Here is an 18,825-nt window from a genome sequence, read left to right on the forward strand (position 1 = left end):
TTATACCACCCCCCCCAACCCCCAAATACTTTGTCTCTGGGGTCTGCTCGTCTTTTGGGTATCCCCGCCCCGGCCCGGCCGCCCGCCCCCCCCCCCTCGCGCGCCGGGCGGCGCGCGGCGGCGTACCGACCGTCCTGGTCGGGCACTCGATGGGCGGCCGGGCGGCGCTGCGCGCGGGCGGCCACCCGAACGTCACCGGGATCGTCGCGCTCGCCCCCTGGTGCCCGGCCGGGGAGCCCTGCGAGCACCTGGCCGGGCGCGACGTGCTGATGCTCCACGGGGACCGCGACACCGTCACCCCGCCCGCCGACACCCACGCCTTCGCCGCCCGCGGCCGCGCCGCCGGCGCCCGCGTCTGCGGCTACACCGTCACCGGCAGCGGCCACGCCATGCTCCAGCGCGTCCCCGACTGGCACCGCGCGGCCACCCACCTCGCCACCGCGATGCTCGGCCTGCGCGACCTGCCCGCCGAGACCGTCTCCGCGCTCGCCCTGCCGCCCGGCTCCCGCGAGGCGCTCACCCTCCCGCTGCCGCGCCAGCCCCGGCGCGTCTGAGAGGGCGCACGGCACTTCATCGGCACTTCAGCGGAACGGACGCACCGGATTCGCCGCGCCCACGGGGCCGTGCTGTGGTTGGCCACATGCGCACTTCACCACTCCGCCGCGCGGCCCTGACCGTCGCGACCGCCGTCCTCCTCATCACCGGCACCGCCGCCTCCGCCTCGGCCGCCCGCCGTGACGTCACCGCCGAACAGTGCCACGAGGCCGGCGGCCACGTGGAGGGCGTCGGCTACTGCACCGGCGCCGAGGGCGTGGACCAGTGGGGGGCGGACATCGACGGCCAGGGGATCAACTCCCAGCCGAACCTCTACGACCGGTAAAGCCCCCCACCCCACGGGGTCCCCCCGCACCGATCGCCGCTACGCTCTGTGCGCGCCGCGCCGCAGGGCCGGCGGACACGATCACAGCACGGGGGGATCCACCAGATGCGCTACCTGGTCCGCGACCGCATGTTCGCCTTCCACGAGGAGGCCTGGATCGAGACCGAGCACCGGGAGAAGCTCTACCGCGTCAACCGGAAGTTCCTCCGGCTGCGGCGGACCTTCGCCCTGGTCGACACCCGCGGCGAGCACGTCGCGAGCATCGTCCGCAAGGCCTTCACGATCCACCACACCCTCCTCATCAAGCAGGACGGCGCGGTGACGGCCAAGATCAGCAAGAAGATGTTCGCCCTCTTCGGCGACCGCTTCAAGGTGCGCCTCGCCGACGGCCGGCGCCTGCGGATAGCGGGCAACCTGTGGGACCGCGAGTTCGACATCCAGCACGAGGGCACCACCCTCGCGCACATCTCCCGCCGCTGGTTCACGATCCGCGACGCCTACGCCGTCGACGTCCTCTACCCGCAGGACGCGCTCCTCCTGCTCATCCTCGCGGTGTGCGTGGACCACGTCCTCCAGGACGCCAAGGGCGATCAGCTCACCAACCTCTGACCGCCCCGGCGCCGGCCCTCTAGGAGCCCTTGGGGTTGGTGCGGATGACGTTGCCCTTGGGGTCGGTCTCCAGGTAGCCGCCGTCGTAGGCGTCGCTGAAGTAGACCATGATGGTCGGGGTCAGATCCATCATGTCGGGCTTGGCGATCACGTAACGCGACGTGGGCTGGGGGACGTTGAGGGTGTCCTGGGCCTTCTTCAGGACACCCGGGAGCAGGTCCCAGTTGTACTGGCCGAGATCGATGAGCTTGTCGACCGAGGTGATCGAGCCGCTCCCGGCGACGGCCTGCTTCGCGAACTTGCCGTCGCGGTACACGATCCGGTCGTAGCCCTTGGGCTGGCCGGCGACGGGGATCCTCGCGATCGCGTACTCGGGGTAGACGGTCAGGTCCCAGACCATGCCGTTCGGCGCGAACTGGTGCAGGGCGTCCACCACCTTCCGGACACCGTCCGGGGTGAGGAGGTCCACCTTCGCGGCGGGCGTCTCGGGGGCGACGGACGGCAGCGCGAGCCCGGAGGGCAGGGCGACGGCGGGCGTCGAGCCGGCGCCCCCGGAGACCGTCGTGCCGGCCGTGACCGTGGTCGAGGGCGCGGCGGAGCTGCCGTCCTTGTGCAGGTACCAGTTCAGGCCGCCGTAGCCGATCCCGAGGACGACGACGGCCGCCACGGCGAAGGGCGCGAGGCTGCGCCGCGTCGGAGCCGTGACCGGGGTGGGAGCCGTGACCGGGCCCGACGGGACGGCGTCCATCGGCGGCATCGGCGGCGGCCCGGGCCGCAGGTTCGTCGTCTGCACCGTCATCGGCGGGGGCGCCGGGAATTCGTGCTCGGCCGCCGCGAGCATGCGGTCGAACTGCTCGGCGTCCGGGCGCACCGCCGGGTCCTTGGCGAGCACGGCGGACAGCAGCGGCCCGAGCGGGCCGGCCCGGTGCGGGGGCGGGAGCGGCTCGTCCAGGACGGCGGCGAGGGTCGCGAGGGTGCTCGCGCGGCGCAGCGGGTGGTAGCCCTCCAGCGAGACGTACAGCATCATGCCGAGCGACCACAGGTCGGAGGACGGGTTGCCCTCCTGGCCGCGGAGGCGTTCGGGTGCGATGTACTCGGGCGAGCCGATGAGCGCGCCGGTCGCGGTGAGGGCGGTGGCGTCCTGCATCGCGGCGATGCCGAAGTCGGCGAGCACCGGGGTGCCGTCGGGGCGCAGCAGGACGTTGCCGGGCTTGACGTCGCGGTGCTGGATGCCGACGGCGTGGGCGGCACGCAGCGCGGACAGCACGCCGCGGCCGATCCGCGCGGCCTCGGCGACGCCGAGCGGGCCCTGGCCGAGCCGGTCGGCGAGGCTGCCGCCGGAGACGAGCTCCATGACGAGCCAGGGGTGCGGGTGTTCGGGGGTGTCGACGATGTGGTGGATGACCACGACGTTGGGGTGCTGGAGGCGCGCGAGCGACCGCGCCTCGCGCAGGACGCGCTCGCGCAGCTCGCGCGCGGCGGCCGGATCGGCGGCGGCCACGGCCGGGTCCGGCGGCCGGACCTCCTTGAGGACGACCTCGCGTTCCAGGGCGGTGTCGCGGGCGCGCCAGACCAGGCCCATGCCGCCACCGCCGAGCTGCTGGAGCAGTTCGAACCGGCCGTCGATGAGGCGTCTTTCCGCCCCCGGTGCATTCATGGGCGTCATCGTAGGGGGCGGCGGGGACACCTCGTGCACGAGGTGGGGACGACTCGTGGCATGACCGGCACAAGCCGGGGAAATGAGGTGGAGGACCATCAGGGACCGGTCCGTACCCTCACCATGTCGGGATCACCATGAGAAGACTCGCGATACGTCTGCTGTCGCTCGCAACGACCCTGTGCGCACTGGCCGTTGGCCCTCCCCCGGCCGCTTCGGCCGCCGCGGTGCAGGCGCCGGTGGCGCTCACCGGGGCCCAGCTGTCGGCCTCCTGGACGGGGCCGCTGAGCACCCGGGGGCGGTACGTCGTCGACGCCGGCGGGAACCGGTTCAAGCTGATGTCGGGAAACTGGTCCGGGGCGCAGGGCACTTGGGAGGGCAGTGGGGACCCGAACGACCCCGCGGACAACCAGGCCGGGCAGGTCTCCCACGACATTCCGCTCGGCCTCGACCGGGCGCCCCTGGCGGACATCCTGGCGGGCTTCCACGGCCTCGGGCTGAACAGCGTGCGGCTGCCGTTCGCGGACGCGATGATCCACGACGGCACGGCCGTCCCGGACGCCGCCGTCGCGGCCAACCCGCAGCTGCGCGGGAGCACGCCCCTCCAGGTGTACGACGCCGTGGTGGCCGCCCTCACGGCGGACGGGTTCGCCGTCGTCCTGAACAACCACACGACCACGTACCGGTTCTGCTGCGGACTGGACGGCAACGAGCGCTGGAACAGCGGCCAGTCGACCCAGCGGTGGGAGGACGACTGGCTGTTCATGGCGAACCGCTACCGCGACAACAAGCGCGTCGTCGGCGCGGACCTGCGCAACGAGGTGCGGCGGGACACCTGGGACGACCCCAACTGGGGCATGGGCGACGCCCACGACGAGTACGCCGCCTTCGAGGAGGCCGGCAACCGGATCCTCCAGGCCGACCCGGACCTGCTGATCATCATGGAGGGCATCAACTGGCAGGGCATCCCGCTCGCGGGCCTGCCGCACGGCCGGCCGATGCTCACCCCGGTCGCCACCCTCTCCAACACCCTCGTCGACTCCGGCAAGCTCGTCTACTCGGCGCACTTCTACGCCTACACCGGCCCCGCCAACACCGGCGCGGGCAGCGGTCCCGGCGCCACGAGCGACCCGCGCTACCAGGACTTCACGCCCGAGCAGCTCGCCGCGGCCGTGGACGACGAGGCACTCTTCGTCACCCGGACCGGGCAGCACTTCACCGCGCCGGTCTGGATCAGCGAGTTCGGCGCGGGCGGGCGCGGCTCGACCGACGCCAAGGAGCACGCCTGGTTCGACACCTTCACCGCGCTCCTCGCCGCCCGCGACGCCGACTTCGCCGTGTGGCCGCTCGTCGGCTGGCACAACAATGGTGCACCGCAGGACAGTTGGGCACTCCTGCACTACGACGCGGCCGGACGGCGGCTGAGCATCGAGGACCCGGGCGACTGGCGCGCCGACGACTGGAACCGGCTGGTCACCGCCCCGTCGTACACCGGGCAGGTGCCGGACGCGCCGCACTGGAACATGCTCGACCTCGACCACGCCGACCAGAACGTCTCCCGGCACATGCTCGCCCTGCCGGACTGGAGCAGCGGCAACCGCAAGGGCGACTGCCCGGACGGACAGCGGCTGATCGGCCTCGGCCGCGGCTCGGGCCGCGGGCTCTGCACGGACGCCGGGCAGCCGGGCACCGGCGCTGGCGAGTGGGTGGCGGTGACCGACGAACGCTACGTCACGGGCGGCGACTGGGCCTCCGGCTACAACAAACTCCAGTGCCCGGACGGGGACTTCGCCGTCGGCTACAGCGTCCGCAACAACGCGATGGCGGCCCTGCTGTGCGCACCGGCCACCGGCCCGCTGCCGACCACCGGACGCGTCCTGTGGTTCGACCACGGCGACAACCGGCCGCCGGCGTCGACCGGTTCGGACTCCGCCGCCGGCGACTGGGCCCCGGGCTCCTACAAGGGCCAGTGCGCGGCCGGCGAGTACGTCGCGGGCGTCGCCATGACGTGGCGCCGGCTGCAGTACGGCGTGCCGGACGCGCTGCTCTGCCGCCCGCTGGGCTGAGCCGCTCCCCGGGCCGCCCTCGTGCGGAGGGCGGCCCGACCTCCCTTTCGGGTCGCGGACTTGGTTGATCACCCAGTTCCGGGGCGTTCGCCCTGTGCCGGGCACCAGTAGTCCCTACGATCGGGCCGTTGCTTCAATCGGTCCGCCCTCGTGCCACCCGACCCTGGAGGAACCCTCATGGCTTCACGCCCGATCTTCCGCCGCACCAAGGACGTTGCCCCGACCCGCCGCCTCACCTCCGCCGGATCGGCGCTGGTCGTCGGCGCGCTGCTCGTCCTCGCGGCGCCGGGCACGGCCGCCGCCAACAGCGTCGCCGTCACCGTGAAGACGCCCGGCGCCACCAGCGGGCCCACCACGATCGACTCGTCCATCTCGACCAGCGCCCACTGCACCAGCGGCCTCGTCTCCAGCGGCGGGATCGACCAGACCAACGGGACCGGCGCCGGGTCGAACGGCAACCACGTCCTCGGCACCGAGCCCAGCTCCGACGGCAGCACCGAGTACACCGGCACCACCGGCGTCGTCGGCACCGACGTGACGTACTGGATCGCCAAGGGCGGCAGCGGCGGCCAGGTCAACGCCGGCTTCTCCACCACCCCGTACGCGCTGTGCCTGACCAGCACGCTCATCAACCACACCCAGGTGGTGATGAACAAGGCCAACACGCCCACCAGCGCGGCCACCGTCGGCCTGGTGACGGCGAGTTGCCCGTCCGGCACGGCCCTGCTGGGCGGCGGCGCGCTCGTCACCCCGAACAACACCGGCAACCTGAAGGCGATCGCGAGCTTCCCGACCTTCAACGACGCCGCCCACGACTACGGCCAGAAGGCCGCCGCCGACGGGGACACCAACCCCAATGCGTGGAGCGCCGTCGGCTGGGACAACAGCACCAACACCGGCAACGAGACGTACGCGTACGCCATTTGCAGCGGCAGCGGGATCAACGTCAGCGGCGTCACCGTCAAGGTCCGCTTCACCGAGGCGACCGGCCCCAACACCGGCGGCACCGGCCAGAACACCACCGCCACCTGCGGCAGCGGCGACGGCAACCTGATCTCCGGCGGCGCGGCCGTCAGCGGCGGCTCCGTCACCACCACCGACTTCACCGGCCCCGGCTCGGCCGGCGACCACCTCAACGGCAGCTACCCGAGCGACTCCAGCGGCAACCCGGTCTCCGACGGCACCACCACGGCCGCGTCCTGGACGGCGTTCACGCACACCGGCGGCACGGGCTCGACGACCACCCACTCCGACGTCTGGGCCCTGTGCGCCAACGACGGCGTCTGAACCCCCTGAAGCACCTGAAGCACCTGAACCACCGGAAGGCACTGACAATGAGACCCTCTCTTCTGGCCAAGGCGGCCGTCCCCGGCGCCCTGCTCGCCCTCGTCGCGCCGAACGTCGCGCACGCCGACTCCGCGAGCGTCACCGTGGCCAACCCCGGTGCCACCATCGGACCGGCGACGCCCTTCACTGGCGTCTCGGCCCACGCCGACTGCGAGGACGGGCTCGTCTCCGGCGGCGGGATCACCCAGACCACCGGCGACGACCGGGCCGGCAACGGCAACCACGTGATGGGCATCGCGCCCGGCGCGGACGACCTGAGCGAGTTCACCGGCACGCCCGGGGTGGTCGGGCAGGACGTCACCCACTGGCTCGCCTTCGGCGGCAGTGGCAGCAACTACAGCCCCGCGTTCTCCAGCACGCCGTACGCGATGTGCCTGGACAGCAACCGGATCCGGCACACCCAGGTCGTCATGAACAAGGTCGCCGGGCCCTCGCTCTCGCAGGACTCCCGCCTCGTCACCGCCACCTGCCCGACCGGCACCCGGCTGATCGGCGGCGGCGCCCGCACCACCCCCGCGAGCGTCGGCAGCCTCAAGCCGATCGCGAGCTTCCCCACCTTCGCCGACGCCGCCCACGACTTCGGCAAGAAGGCGGCGGCCGACGGGGAGACCAACCCCGACTCGTGGACGGCCGTCGGCGGCATCGGCGGCGGACGCGACAGCGGCAACACCACGTTCGCGTACGCGATCTGCACCGGGGACCACGTCAAGGTCAAGAACCTGACGACGAAGGTCGGCTTCACCGAGGTGGCCGGCCCGACCGTGGCGGGCACCTCCGGCACGGCGACGGTCGGCTGTTCCGACGACGCCGACGAGCGCCACAGCCACTGGAGCCTCGTGAGCGGGGGCGCCGCCGCCAGCGGCGGCCACGTGACGACGACCGACTTCTCGAAGGCCGGCTCCGGCGGCACCCACCTCGTCGGCAGCTACCCGAGCGACGCCGACGCCACCCCGGCCGAGGACGGCACGGACGACCCCGACCACTGGTCGGCCACCGTCCACGTCGGGGGCTCCCCCTCGCCGAACACCTACACCGACGCCTGGGCCCTCTGCCTGAGCACCCGGTCCGGACACGGGGACTGAGAATCGGCTGAGCCCCGGTGCGCGGCGCGCCCGGGGCTCAGCACGCCATGACGACCTCAGCCCCAGGTCCCGACGCACCCGAGGGACGGACCGTCCAAGGGTTCGACCCTTCTCCTCGGCCGCAGCACTAGCACTCGACCTCGTAGGCGCCACCAGTGCACGTACGAGAGTGATCACTGTGGTCCAGGGAGGCGAGCAAGACGATGAGGCCGAAGACCAGTGCCAAGCCGAGAAGTATGACCCCGCAGCCGGGCGACGGGTTGTGGTCTTTGTAGTCCATGCGTCCCCCTTCCCCCTCTACCTAGTGCTCCCGGCGCGTTCCAGCCACCCCCCGTACCGAGCGCTGCGAGCGAGGTCCCTGACCGAGCATGCCGGGCGCGTCGAAGTGCTGGGCACGCACGACTCGTTGGCCGGCGGCCACCCTGACCGGGACGGTTGAGCGGGGATCGGCGGCCAGGGCCCCGGACCTCCGCTGGGCTGCCTCCAGGGCCGGGGCATCCAGCAGTTCCGGCCCGCCTGCCTCGGCCAGAACTCGGCGCAACGCCGGACCGGCCGAGTACTCATCGCTCGTCATGGCGGACCGGTGTCGGCCGCTTGCCGTGTCCGCCCCTCTGTGCACAGGAAGTCGGCCGGGCCGACTTCCTGCGCACAAGCCTGTCCTGCGTCAGGACGGGTAGACGATCGAGCCCAGCGGCGGACAGGGGATGAGCATCGTGCCGATGCCGGGGCGTTCGACGAAGGCCCGCGCCTCGGCGGCCTGTTGGCGTCGGGTGTCCAGATCGTCGGCGTACCAGGCGTCGCTCCTGGCACGGGTGTAGTCCCACGAGCCGTCGATGAGGCCGAGGCTGACGTTGCCGGCGCTGCGCTGGAAGTCCGCCTTCACGGCGGCCTGCCGGAGTGCGGACTGCGTGGCGGCGAGGTCGAGGCGGGTGATCAGCACGCCGGGGGTGTTCGGCTCGCGGGTCGGCATGGGGGCCTGCGGGAGCAGCGACACCCCGGTGTCGAGGCGGCCGATGTTGTCGACGGTCGCCTGCTGGGCCTCCCGCGCCGCAAACTGTATCTCCCGGTGCAGCCAGAGGAACTCGTCGAGGTCGGCCGGGGTGACGCGCATCCGCTCGTACAGGGACCTGAACCGGGGATCGTGGTGCAGCGGGCGCACGAGCGGCATGTGGAACGCCACGCAGTCGTTGAACCCGTTCGCCACGGCGGCGTCGAAGTGGAAAAGGCTCTGGTCCACCTGCCCCTGCGCGATGGCCAGACCACCGAGACCCGAGTGACCCGACGCGACGAGCCACCTGCCGTCGGGGCCGAGGGTCGTGGCGCGCGCGACGACGTCGTGGAGGCCCGCGGTGACGTCGACGCCCCGTGGGGCGAGGCCGTGAGTCATGACCGCCACCGAAAGGTCGTGCATGCGGGCGGTCAGTGAGGTGACGGTGTCGGCCATGGATCTCCTCGGTGGTGGTGAGGTGGCAGGTGCTCAGGCTTGGGCCAGCCGGCCCTCTTCAAGACCGTCGAGGACGAATCCGTTGTCGAAGCGCACCCGGTAGGTGGTCCGAGCGCCGGATCCGGCGTCGAACGCTCCCACCCGGGCGACCTTCTGGCGGAGGTCCTCGACGAGGCTCGCCGCGAAGCCGTCGAGCCGGGCGCCGCGCATGTGCTGATCGAAGCTCGCGAGGTGGTCCTGACCGGCGCCGCCGGCCGCCGTGGTCGAGCTCATGACGGTTCCCGCCAGACCCTCGGCAAGGAACAGCGGGCCGGGGACACCGATCCCGGTAGCCGCGTCACCTGGGGTGACCTGCGTATCCCCGGTCAGCCTGACCCTCGTGCCGGTCTCGTACGGCATGGGCGTGCCCCCCATCGTTCCGATCTTGGGCTGGATCGCCGCCAGCGTAACCGAGTTGCCTTGGGGAGAAACTGTGTTCGGCAAGACTCGGGAGCTTCACGACTCGGCGGGCCGGTGAGGGTTCATGGGCTTGGCTTGACGCCACGTCACGACCTCCCGGGCTCCGGCGAGCAGGTCGGTGAGGATCTCCTCGTCGCAGGTGCCGTCCGACTCCGAAAGGCTCCTCTCCAGCGCTGCCACGTCCCTGCCGATCGGATCCATGCCCATGTGGTCGAGTGCGAAGGTCAGCAGCTTGCGGTGCCGGGGGCCGTCCCCCAGCGCCCGGGCACGGAAGAGCTCGGCTCGCAGACCCTCGGCGTCCAGGACCTCGCATTGCGCCGCGAGGGCGTAGAAGTCTCTGCGGGCCCAACCCACAATGGTCGGGAAGTCGTGCTCGCACAAGGTGTCCTGGAAGCAGGCCAGGAGAAGGGCGGACCCGGCGGTGAGCCATGCGGAGCCCGAGAGCAGGACACGGTCCACCCGCCCGGCTCGAAGCCGCACGCCGTCGGCGACGAGCCGGCGGGATTCGGGCTCCGAGGGCTGTTCCGTCGATCTGACGCGACGAAGCTCGTAGAAGAGGGATCGGTACGTGTCCAACGACGGCTCGTCGTCGTCAGGTCGGCGCGCGTGATGTTGGGCAATGACAAGCGCGCGCTCGATGATGTCCGTCTCGTTCCGGCTCAGGAGGGCGCCGCCTGGCAGTAGGTCGACGGTCATCTCTTCCGGATCGACACCGATTTCCAGATACCGGCCTGCGACTTCGTTGATGGCCGTCTGAGTCCAGCGGGGACCTCTTGGGATCCGGCGGGCGGGACGGGTCGTACTGCGAGCCAACCACCGCTGAGCGCGGATGGCGCCGGGCGGCCTACGCGCCATCGGCCTTTCGGGTCTGCATCATGGCGCCCATCATGCCAGGGCCGACGGGAACAGTCAGCGGGTGGGCCCGGCGGAAAATGACAGCACCGACCCACCGGCCCGGATTCAGAAGACCCTCACCGCCGGTCAACGGTCGGCTCGCAACCATCTCCACAAGCTCGCGCTGGACGTCCACACGCACTCGATCAGATCTGCGCTCGACCGACCGCGACGCCGATTCGGCCGGATATTCCACTGCCCGCCGACCGCACGATCGACTATGTTGCGGTGTCATGAGCGGCGGCGGCCAGTCGGTGGACATTCCTGGACTCGATGGCGCCTGGAACAGGTCGTGGCCCAAGTGCCCGCCGGCGGCGCACCGCCTGCGTCGCCAGTTCCGAGAGCGCTGGGTCCGCTTCCACGCCCTCCCGGAGGGCAAGAGGTACGCGACCTCGGACGCCGAGCACGCCGAGATCCTGCGTCGTCACCACACGCTTCTGCAGGATCTCCTCGGCGACGTCACGGTCGGCGGCGGAGGCTTGGTGGCGATCACCTGCTCCTGGTCCGCGGCCGGTCTCCCGACTCCCCGAGATTCTGCGGTCGCTGCCGCCACGCCCAGGGCCGCGCACTGGCGAAGCGATGACCTGGCCACCGACCCGGGCTTCCACTCGTGGCAGCACCACTACGTCTCCGCGATGGACCTGCACGACCCCGCACTGGACCGGCTCCTGCTCTGCGTGGCCGACGACATGACCGACGGCGTCATCCTGACCGGAACCGGCTGTGCATGGGCTGTCCACCCCTATGACGGCGGCGTGGACGTGTTCGCCGGGAGTACCGAGGTACGCGACCGACTCGCCGGCAGGTTTGCGGAGTGGCTGCCGTCGACGCGGCAGGGGACATGAGCCGGAACGGCGCCAGGAGGATTCGGGCGACTCGGCAGCTCTGGCCAGGCGGAGATCAGGTCGCTTCGAGGCGAGCGCGGTCTCCAGCAGAAGGATGAGCCAGGGCGGAGCGGCGGCGGCGATCTCGGTACGCGGACCCACCTGGGCCGGAGTGAACACCCCTGTCTCGGCGCCTCATTGATGGCGTGCAGCAGGCGCCCAGCACTTGGTGGGCCCGGTTCCCGCGTTTCGCTTCCTGTGCAGAGGCTGCGGGCCAATGGTCAGCGGACCGGGACGGGGATGCCTCGGAGGAGGAGGGGGCGGCCGGAGCCGTGTTCCCAGGCGTCCCAGGCGTCGTGGACGCGGCGGGCCTGGTCGGGCGGCATCACGGTGTCCAGCAGGTAGCAGGGCACCCAGTGCAGGGCGCGGATGTTCGCCGGCGGGCGGTGCAGAGTCACGGCCTTGGCCTGGCGTGGGGTCACGATGCCGCCCGCGTAGACGAAGTTGATGCCCTCCGGGTAGTTCTGGCGGGAGACGTAGTCGACCGTGAGGATCGTCCGCAGCGGCAGGACGAGCCCGGTCTGGGACTCCAGGTGGCGGCGGGCGGCGAGGTGGGGCAGCTCGTCGGCCTCGGCGCTGCCGCCGGGGAGGGTGTAGCCGTCGCGGTAGACCGGGTCGACGAGGAGGACGCAGAGTTCGCCTCCCAGGTCGGGGTCCTCGCGGAGGACGAGCGCCTGCTGGCCGAGACGGCGGGCGGGCGGCTTGCGCATGAGGTGGTCGTTCAACTCTGCTCCTGGAGGATTGACTTGGTTGGGTGCAGTTCCCCGAAGGTGTTCCACAGCGGCAAATCCACCGGCGGCGAGGGAACTCACGTGGAGTCCGGCGAGGAGGAGATCGCCCGGATTCACGCCGGCTCGTCGTTGAGGAGCCGCCGGCGGGAGTGGGTGCCGGAACCGGGCGCGATCTGCCGGGGGTTGAGGACGCTGACCTGATCGGCCCGCGTGGTCCATTCGATGCCGCCGCCGATGGGCCGGAGGTACATGACGCCCGCGCACTGCTCCATGAAGACGCCCTCACGCGGCAGGCCGTCGTCGAGGTGCCCGCGATCGATCACCACCTCGTGGAGAAGGGGGACTTCGGACAGCACGGATCTCTGGTCTTCGAACATGGCGGTCTCCGTAGTCGCACAGCGCTATCGGTGCATCACCTGGTGTAGCCATGGTGGCGTGATTGCCCCTACCATCGGAAGGGTTTCAGATCTCTAGTTGACTCGACTTTAAAGGTGAACGATCTTGGCCCGTAGACAAATTGATCCAACGTCATCTCCCCTCGCCGCACTTGCGGTTCAGATCACCAGGTCGCGTGAGGCAAAGGGGCTGACACAGATCGAGCTCGGCAGGCGAGTCGGGTACTCCAACGTCTACATCTCGAATGTCGAGGGCGCCAAACAGGCCCCATCTTTAAAGTTCGTAACTCTCTGTGAGGCCGAGCTTGGGACCGACGGTTCACTTGAGCTCCTGTGGTGGAGCTGGAAGAACGGATCGTTGATCCCGGGTTTTCCGGAGTACGCGGCCAAGGAGCGAGAGGCCTTGGCTATCAGGCTCTTCGAGGTGGACATGGTGCCGGGCATACTGCAACACCCGGACTACAGCGCCGCCTACGAGTCAGCTCCGGTTCGACGCGGAGAAGCAACGCAGGAACAGGCAGACGAGCGACTACAGCTCCTGTCCGTACGTCAACGACTCCTGGACCGCTCGACTGTCCACGTGGCCCTCGACGAGGCGGCCATTCGACGTCCGATCGGCGGGCCGGCCGCCATGGCGCGCCAACTGAGGCACTTGGAGCACCTGGCAACACAGCCCAACATCGTTGTGCAGGTCGCTCCTTACGCACTCGGCGAGGAGCGCCCGTTCTCGCATTCAGTGACGCTGCTCACCCTGCCGAACCGCACGATGGTGGGGTACACCGAGACGCTGCAACGAGGTTTCCTGGAACAGGACTCCGGGGTCGTATCCAGATGGGCAGGACAGTACGATCGGCTGCAGGTGAACGCCCTCAATCAGCCAGACAGCCTGGCCATGATCAGGGAGGCTCGGAAGGACTATGAACGGGATGCAAGACGACCTGACCGGCGCAGCATGGCGGAAGAGCACCTATAGCAACGGACAGGGCGGCTGCATCGAGGTGGATGACTCGCACCCTGGCAGGGTGCGGGACTCCAAGGACCCTCAGGGGCCGACCCTCGTGTTCCCGACTTCGGCCTGGCGATCGTTCGTCTCCGCCGTCCAAGCTGGCGAGTTCGGCGAGGTCTGAACCTCCGCGACGGTGGAAGCACTGCCCACGACGGCATCGCTTATGACCATCAGCACGGTACGAAGGGGCTGTTCAACATGAAGGTCGACCTTTCCAGTGCTCAGTGGCGCAAGAGCACCTTCAGCGGTCAGGGCGGTGACTGTGTTGAGGTCACCTCCGACTTCCCCGGCCTCCTGCCCGTCCACGACTCCAAGGACCCCCAGGGGCCGGCCCTGACCTTCCGCACCGAAGCCTGGCGGTCGTTCGTCTCCGCCGTCCAGGCTGGTGAATTCGGCGAGGTCTGAACCTCCCCCGGCCGCCCGCTCTACCCGAGCGGGCGGCCTGTTGCATCAAGAGGCCACAGTGGCGAGTTCGTCGAGCAGTGCGGCGACGGCGGCGTCGGTGAACCGGTAACCGTCCACAGTCTCGGCGAGGTGGCCCGAGGCGATGCGGGAGTTCCACCACTCTTCGAGGCGGGCGGGGCCGTATCCGCCGGTGCGGAAGCCGTACGGCTCGTGTGCCGGGCCGCAGCCGGTGATCATGAGCTCGTACGTCGGCGGCGTGCCGGACCCCTCGGCCTGCGGAGGCGTCTTGAGGTACCCCTCGAAGGAGTCGACCCGGTTGAAGCTGGTGAACAGCCAGAACAGGTAGTCGTACATCAGCATGGAGCGCGCATCGGCGTGCAGGGCGAAGAACCCCTTGTCGTGCACGACGGCCGCCGCGAGCGCCCGCATTCGCCGGTCCGCGTCGGGCAGGACGTCCGCGACCTCGCCGAAAGCACGCATCAGGACCGGGGAGAAACTGCCGTCGCGCACCATGGCGAGCTCGGCGAGCCGGTCCTGCTCCGAGGTGTCGTAGACGGACTCGTCGACCAGGCCCGTGACGAACGCCTCGAAGTTCTCCGCGACCAGGGTGATCGCGAAGTCGTTCTCCTGGTCGACGTGCACCACGGTCGGCTCGCCGTCCGGACCGCACGCGCGGTAGTCGAGGGCGAGCATGTCGTGGCCTGCCGAAGGCGTGTCGGCGAAGTAGACACCGATGTCCGGGTACTCCCACATGTCGATCCAGAACAGGCTGCCGAACTCGCCGCCCAGCGACTGCGGCCGGGCATGCCCGATGCCCCGGATGCCGGTGATCTCGATGTAGTCCTCGGCCCAGGACGTCGGCTCGGCCATGGGGAAGCAGGTCCGGGCGGGAATGCCACCGTTGTGCGCGGTCATCAGCGCGACGTAGGAGTCGGGCAGACGGTATCCGCCGAGCTCGTCCTCCAACGCCTCGATCAGTTCCCGTGAGGGCGGCGTCTCCTCCACGTAGTCCTTCAGCGCGTACGGCGAGTCGTCCCAGAACCCGGCGACGTCGAAGCCCTCGAAGTGTCCCACTGCACCCTCCCGCGCCAACTCGTCCGGCGATTGTACGTTCGACTCCCGGGCGCGGACCGCAGTCACCCAATCCCCTATCACCATCGCGTGATACACCTGTATCATCGGAGTCCTCGGCCAAGGTGCCGAGCTTCTTCTTCCGAGCCATGCATCCAACCCATGCCTCCGACCCGGAAGGTCCTCCGAACATGCCAAGAATCTCCGCGCTCCTCATAGGCGCGTTCCTCACCGCACTCGCCCTGCCCGCTACACCGGCCGTGGCCTCAACGCCTGTTGCCGTCACTGACGCGGGAACCGTCCAGGGCACCGCCCACGACGGGTACCGCACGTTCCAGGGCATCCCGTACGCCGCCCCGCCCACCGGCGATCTGCGCTGGCGCGACCCGCAGCCCGTAACGCCCTGGTCCGGCGTACGTGACGCCACCGCACCCGGCAACCGCTGCCCCCAGGGCACAACCGGCGACGAGGACTGCCTCTACCTCAACGTCACCGCCCCACAAGGCGCCAAGCGCCGCCCGGTCGTCGTCTGGCTGCACGGCGGCAGCTTCACTGGCGGCGCCGGCAGCGACTACGACCCCCACCGCATGGCCGTCGACGGCGACGTCGTCGTCGTGACGGTCAACTACCGGCTCGGCATCTACGGGTACTTCGGCTACCCCGGCCTCGCCGGCTCCGGCGACTTCGGGCTCGCCGACCAACAGGCCGCCCTGCGCTGGGTGCGCCGCAACGCGGCGGCGTTCGGCGGCGATCCCACGAACGTCACGCTGGCCGGGCAGTCGGCCGGCGGCATGAGCGTGTGCTCCCAACTCACCTCGCCCTCCGCCGCAGGCCTGTTCGACAAGGCGATCATCCAGAGCGGCTCCTGCCTCATCGACTACCCGAAGGCGCTCTTCTGGCCGACCATGCCGGCCGGTTCCCCGTGGACCAGCCGGGCCGCCGTCGAGTCCGCGGGCAGCACGCTCGGCACCGCCCTCGGCTGCACCGACGTCGACTGCCTACGCCACAAGCCCGCCGCCCAACTGGTCGACCACCTCGGGCAGTTCGCCAAGCCCGCGTACGACACCCCGCTGCTCCCCACCGAACCCGCCCAAGCGCTGCGGGAGGGCCGGTTCCAGCGCGTCCCGGTCCTCCAGGGCGGCACGCGCGACGAGCACCGCGGGTTCGCGGCCGTCCTCAACCTCGGGCACCCGATCACCGAACAGGGCTACCACGACCTGCTCGTGCAGAGCTTCGGCGACCAGGCCGACGCGGTCGCCGAACGCTACCCGGCGAGCGACTACCCCTCCCCCGCCGTCGCCTGGGCCACCGTCGCCACCGACCGGATATGGTCCTGCCCCACGCTGGCGGGCGACCGCCTACTCGCGCGCCACATCCCCGTGTACGCCTACGAGTTCGCCGACCGCACAGCCCCCGTGTCGGCCGGCCTCCCGCCCGGCTTCCCCTACGGCGCCTACCACGCCTCGGAGTTGCCGTACCTGTTCGACGTCGCCGGCCTGCCGACCACGCTCGACGCCGACCAGCAGCAGCTCGCCGCCCGCATGATCCGCGACTGGGCGCGCTTCGCCACCACCGGACACCCGTGGCAGCGGTTCGACGACAGCGAGGCGCACAGCTTCACCACGGACGACGGACCTCGGACCGTCGACCTGGACGACGAGCACAACTGCGACCTCTGGACGTGAAGTTGATCGAGGGGTGCCGGAGAGCCGGCCCCCCTCGGGTCGGTTCAGACAAGCGACGCGTGCGACGGCACGACCACGCCGTACAGGTCGGCGATCGTCGCGAGTGCGCCGTCGTGGATCTGGCCGGCGGGCACCTCCACCCCGCCCGACGGCAGGGCCCGCGTCGCGCACGCGTCGGCGACGACGGTCGGCCGGTTGCCGCGCAGGAAGGCGCCGGCCGTCGTGAAGGCCACGCACATGTGCGTCATGAAGCCGGCCACGACGACGTCCTCGTGCCCGGCCGCGTCCAGCCTCTCGCCGAGGTCGGTGCCGACGAACGCGTCCGGGACCTGCTTGACCACGACGGCCTCGCCCTCGGCCGGGGCCACCGCCGGGTGGATCCGCCCGATCTCGGCCCGGACGTCGTACGGGGTGCCCTCGCCGCCGTCGTTGACGATGTGGATCACCGTGGCCCCGGCCTCCCGGGCCCGGGCGAGGAGCGCGGCGCCGGCGTCCAGGGCGGCCTGCCAGCCGTCGAGCTCCATCACGCCACGGGTGTAGGTGTTCTGGTAGTCGACCATGATCAGCGTCGCGGCGGCGAGCGAGGCGGGCGTCTCGTCGAGGCCGTTGAGCGCGCGAAGGGTGGTCGTGGACATGGGTGTACCGCCTCGGGCAGATTCAAAGGGAATGTCGGTCACTGCGGTGACCTGCGAGAACAACGCTAGGCGCGCTCACCTCACGTCGGCAATGCCGTCTAACATGCAGAAACCGACATCACCGACTGCGACACCACCGACTGCGACACCACCGCCTGCGACACCACCGAAGCTGGGAGACGCCGTGGCCCCCGCCGAACGACTCATCGTCATCGTCATGTTCGAGGGCGTCGACCTGCTCGACGTCACCGGGCCGCCCGAGGTGTTCTCGCTCGTGCGGCGCGAGACGGACGACGCCACCGGCTACCGCGTCGTCCTCGCCGCCGAGACGGCCGCCCCGGTCACCACCGCCGCCGGGGTGCGCGTCCTGCCCGATGTCACCTTCGACGAGGCGGCCGGGCGGGCGATCGACACCCTCCTCGTGCCCGGCGCGGTCGAGGTCGACGGCGAGCGCCGGGTCAGCGCCGTCACCGATCCCGCCGTCGTCGCCCGGGTGAAGGAGCTCGCCGCGCACGCCCGGCGGGTCGCCTCCGTCTGCGTGGGCGCGCACATCCTGGCCGCGGCCGGGCTGCTGGACGGCCGGCGTGCCACCACCCACTGGTCCACCGCGGGCCAACTCGCCGCCGAGTACCCGGAGATCGAGGTCGACGCGGACCCGATCTTCATCCGCGAGGGCGAGGTATGGACCGGCGCCGGCATCAGCGCCTGCCTGGACCTGTCGCTCGCGCTCGTCGCCGACGACTTCGGCGAGGAGCTGGCGCTGCGCGTCGCGCGGCAGCTCGTGATGTACCTCAAGCGCCCGAGCGGGCAGAGCCAGTTCAGCGTCCCGCTCGAACCGGTCTCGACGACCCGGCGGACCGAGGACCTGCGCCACCACATCACCGCGAACCTCACCGCGCCGCTCACCGTGGCCGACCTCGCCGCCCACGCGCACGTCGGGGAGCGGCAGTTGACCCGGATCTTCAAGACCGAGCTCGGCACGACCCCGAGCGCCTACGTCGAGTCGGCCCGCGTCGAGCGGGCCCGCAACCGGCTGGAGACCACCGACGAAACGCTCGAACGCATCGCGTCCACCTGCGGGTTCGGCACCACGGACACGCTGGTGCGGGCGTTCCGGCGCCAGCTGGACACGACACCGACGGAGTACCGCCGCCGCTTCCGGACCGTCCGGGGGTGAACCGGTCGACCCTGGAGCCACCCGGAGGCGCGGATCACCGAGCGGACTTGTGCCGGTGATGTCCCACCGCCATGATCGTGCCCTGCATTCGGGCTGCGAGGCCATGGGGCCGCGGGGCCGAGGGGCCGAGGGGCCGAGGGCCGTGTACGGGGGAGACAGAGGCGCACGCAGGCGTTGACCGCAGGAGATCCGTCGGCGATCGGGCCCTACCGGCTCCTCGGGCGGCTGGGCACGGGCGGGATGGGCCAGGTCTACCTCGGGCGCAGCCCGGGCGGGCGGACCGTGGCGGTGAAGCGGATCCGGGCCGAGGCCGCCGCCGGCGGCGGGGTGCGGGGACGGGTGCCGCGCGGGGGGGGCGCGGCCCCCGGAACCCCCCACCCCCCCCGGGCCAATGGCCC

The 18,825-nt window shown here is 71.0% G+C and carries 20 protein-coding genes and 1 pseudogene; 13 read left to right on the top strand and 8 right to left on the bottom strand.

All coding sequences use genetic code 11. The features are described 5' to 3' along the window. The first annotated feature begins 149 nt into the window (after positions 1–149). The 3 genes from ACFV4F_RS31970 (at position 150) to ACFV4F_RS31980 (ending at position 1,489) form a co-directional block, all read left to right on the top strand. A complete protein-coding gene (locus ACFV4F_RS31970) occupies positions 150–554 on the top strand; it encodes a hypothetical protein (protein WP_380507712.1) in 405 nt (134 codons plus the stop codon). An 86-nt stretch (positions 555–640) separates the two neighbouring features. Continuing rightward, positions 641–880, top strand: coding sequence for a hypothetical protein (locus ACFV4F_RS31975; RefSeq protein ID WP_380507715.1), 240 nt, complete (start codon positions 641–643; stop codon positions 878–880). A gap of 105 nt (positions 881–985) precedes the next feature. Then, a complete protein-coding gene (locus ACFV4F_RS31980; RefSeq protein WP_380442516.1) occupies positions 986–1,489 on the top strand; it encodes an LURP-one-related/scramblase family protein in 504 nt (167 codons plus the stop codon). Positions 1,490–1,508: 19 nt separating this feature from the next. Here the strand turns inward: ACFV4F_RS31980 and ACFV4F_RS31985 are convergent, their stop codons facing one another. Further along, complete coding sequence (locus ACFV4F_RS31985) at positions 1,509–3,146, bottom strand: protein kinase (protein ID WP_380507718.1); 1,638 nt, start codon at positions 3,144–3,146, stop codon at positions 1,509–1,511. Between the two features lie 137 nt (positions 3,147–3,283). Here ACFV4F_RS31985 and ACFV4F_RS31990 point away from each other — a divergent pair, with 137 nt between their 5' ends. The 3 genes from ACFV4F_RS31990 to ACFV4F_RS32000 all read left to right on the top strand — a co-directional run bounded on the left by ACFV4F_RS31990 (position 3,284) and on the right by ACFV4F_RS32000 (position 7,641). After that, positions 3,284–5,212 carry a cellulase family glycosylhydrolase gene (locus ACFV4F_RS31990; protein ID WP_380507721.1) on the top strand — a complete coding sequence of 643 codons (1,929 nt, stop codon included), beginning with the start codon at positions 3,284–3,286 and terminating at the stop codon, positions 5,210–5,212. Between the two features lie 177 nt (positions 5,213–5,389). Beyond that, entirely contained in the window at positions 5,390–6,499 is a 1,110-nt protein-coding gene (locus tag ACFV4F_RS31995; RefSeq protein WP_380495773.1) for a hypothetical protein, read from the top strand. Between the two features lie 47 nt (positions 6,500–6,546). Next, positions 6,547–7,641, top strand: coding sequence for a hypothetical protein (locus ACFV4F_RS32000; RefSeq protein WP_380442524.1), 1,095 nt, complete (start codon positions 6,547–6,549; stop codon positions 7,639–7,641). Between the two features lie 664 nt (positions 7,642–8,305). Here ACFV4F_RS32000 and ACFV4F_RS32005 read toward each other — a convergent pair. The 3 genes from ACFV4F_RS32005 to ACFV4F_RS32015 all read right to left on the bottom strand — a co-directional run bounded on the left by ACFV4F_RS32005 (position 8,306) and on the right by ACFV4F_RS32015 (position 10,240). Continuing rightward, positions 8,306–9,085: a hypothetical protein gene (locus ACFV4F_RS32005; protein ID WP_380507724.1), complete on the bottom strand. Its 780-nt coding sequence runs from the start codon at positions 9,083–9,085 to the stop codon at positions 8,306–8,308. 33 nt (positions 9,086–9,118) lie between these two features. Next, the gene (locus ACFV4F_RS32010; protein ID WP_380507727.1) at positions 9,119–9,484 is read right to left on the bottom strand and encodes a hypothetical protein; all 366 of its coding nucleotides are present in this window, start codon (positions 9,482–9,484) and stop codon (positions 9,119–9,121) included. A gap of 96 nt (positions 9,485–9,580) precedes the next feature. Continuing rightward, on the bottom strand, positions 9,581–10,240 hold the full coding sequence (locus tag ACFV4F_RS32015) for a hypothetical protein (RefSeq protein ID WP_380507729.1): 660 nt from the start codon (positions 10,238–10,240) through the stop codon (positions 9,581–9,583). A gap of 431 nt (positions 10,241–10,671) precedes the next feature. Here ACFV4F_RS32015 and ACFV4F_RS32020 point away from each other — a divergent pair, with 431 nt between their 5' ends. After that, complete coding sequence (locus ACFV4F_RS32020; protein WP_380507732.1) at positions 10,672–11,283, top strand: hypothetical protein; 612 nt, start codon at positions 10,672–10,674, stop codon at positions 11,281–11,283. Positions 11,284–11,543: 260 nt separating this feature from the next. Here the strand turns inward: ACFV4F_RS32020 and ACFV4F_RS32025 are convergent, their stop codons facing one another. After that, entirely contained in the window at positions 11,544–12,047 is a 504-nt protein-coding gene (locus ACFV4F_RS32025; protein WP_380507735.1) for an NUDIX domain-containing protein, read from the bottom strand. 119 nt (positions 12,048–12,166) lie between these two features. Continuing rightward, positions 12,167–12,430, bottom strand: a complete 264-nt coding sequence (locus tag ACFV4F_RS32030; RefSeq protein ID WP_380507738.1) for a hypothetical protein — start codon at positions 12,428–12,430, stop codon at positions 12,167–12,169. Positions 12,431–12,554: 124 nt separating this feature from the next. Here ACFV4F_RS32030 and ACFV4F_RS32035 point away from each other — a divergent pair, with 124 nt between their 5' ends. The 3 genes from ACFV4F_RS32035 (at position 12,555) to ACFV4F_RS32045 (ending at position 13,859) form a co-directional block, all read left to right on the top strand. Beyond that, entirely contained in the window at positions 12,555–13,421 is an 867-nt protein-coding gene (locus ACFV4F_RS32035; protein WP_380495754.1) for a helix-turn-helix transcriptional regulator, read from the top strand. Next, positions 13,375–13,575, top strand: a complete 201-nt coding sequence (locus ACFV4F_RS32040) for a DUF397 domain-containing protein (protein ID WP_380507740.1) — start codon at positions 13,375–13,377, stop codon at positions 13,573–13,575. Before ACFV4F_RS32035 ends, ACFV4F_RS32040 begins: the two co-directional genes overlap by 47 nt. A gap of 77 nt (positions 13,576–13,652) precedes the next feature. Next, positions 13,653–13,859 carry a DUF397 domain-containing protein gene (locus ACFV4F_RS32045; protein ID WP_380507743.1) on the top strand — a complete coding sequence of 69 codons (207 nt, stop codon included), beginning with the start codon at positions 13,653–13,655 and terminating at the stop codon, positions 13,857–13,859. Between the two features lie 45 nt (positions 13,860–13,904). On the opposite strand, the gene ACFV4F_RS32050 is transcribed toward ACFV4F_RS32045, so the two are convergent. Beyond that, on the bottom strand, positions 13,905–14,933 hold the full coding sequence (locus ACFV4F_RS32050) for an SMI1/KNR4 family protein (protein WP_380507746.1): 1,029 nt from the start codon (positions 14,931–14,933) through the stop codon (positions 13,905–13,907). A 188-nt stretch (positions 14,934–15,121) separates the two neighbouring features. On the opposite strand from ACFV4F_RS32050, the gene ACFV4F_RS32055 reads away from it, so the two are divergent. Beyond that, positions 15,122–16,615: a carboxylesterase/lipase family protein gene (locus ACFV4F_RS32055; RefSeq protein WP_380507749.1), complete on the top strand. Its 1,494-nt coding sequence runs from the start codon at positions 15,122–15,124 to the stop codon at positions 16,613–16,615. Positions 16,616–16,659: 44 nt separating this feature from the next. On the opposite strand, the gene ACFV4F_RS32060 is transcribed toward ACFV4F_RS32055, so the two are convergent. After that, positions 16,660–17,250: an isochorismatase family protein gene (locus ACFV4F_RS32060; protein ID WP_380507752.1), complete on the bottom strand. Its 591-nt coding sequence runs from the start codon at positions 17,248–17,250 to the stop codon at positions 16,660–16,662. Positions 17,251–17,467: 217 nt separating this feature from the next. Here ACFV4F_RS32060 and ACFV4F_RS32065 point away from each other — a divergent pair, with 217 nt between their 5' ends. Together ACFV4F_RS32065 and ACFV4F_RS32070 are read left to right on the top strand one after the other, a co-directional pair. Further along, entirely contained in the window at positions 17,468–18,427 is a 960-nt protein-coding gene (locus tag ACFV4F_RS32065; protein WP_380441521.1) for a GlxA family transcriptional regulator, read from the top strand. Between the two features lie 174 nt (positions 18,428–18,601). Continuing rightward, positions 18,602–18,825: pseudogene (locus ACFV4F_RS32070) on the top strand (serine/threonine protein kinase); the annotation flags it as partial.

The sequence above is a fragment of the Kitasatospora sp. NPDC059722 genome, from assembly GCF_042733235.1.
Lineage (GTDB): Bacteria > Actinomycetota > Actinomycetes > Streptomycetales > Streptomycetaceae > Kitasatospora.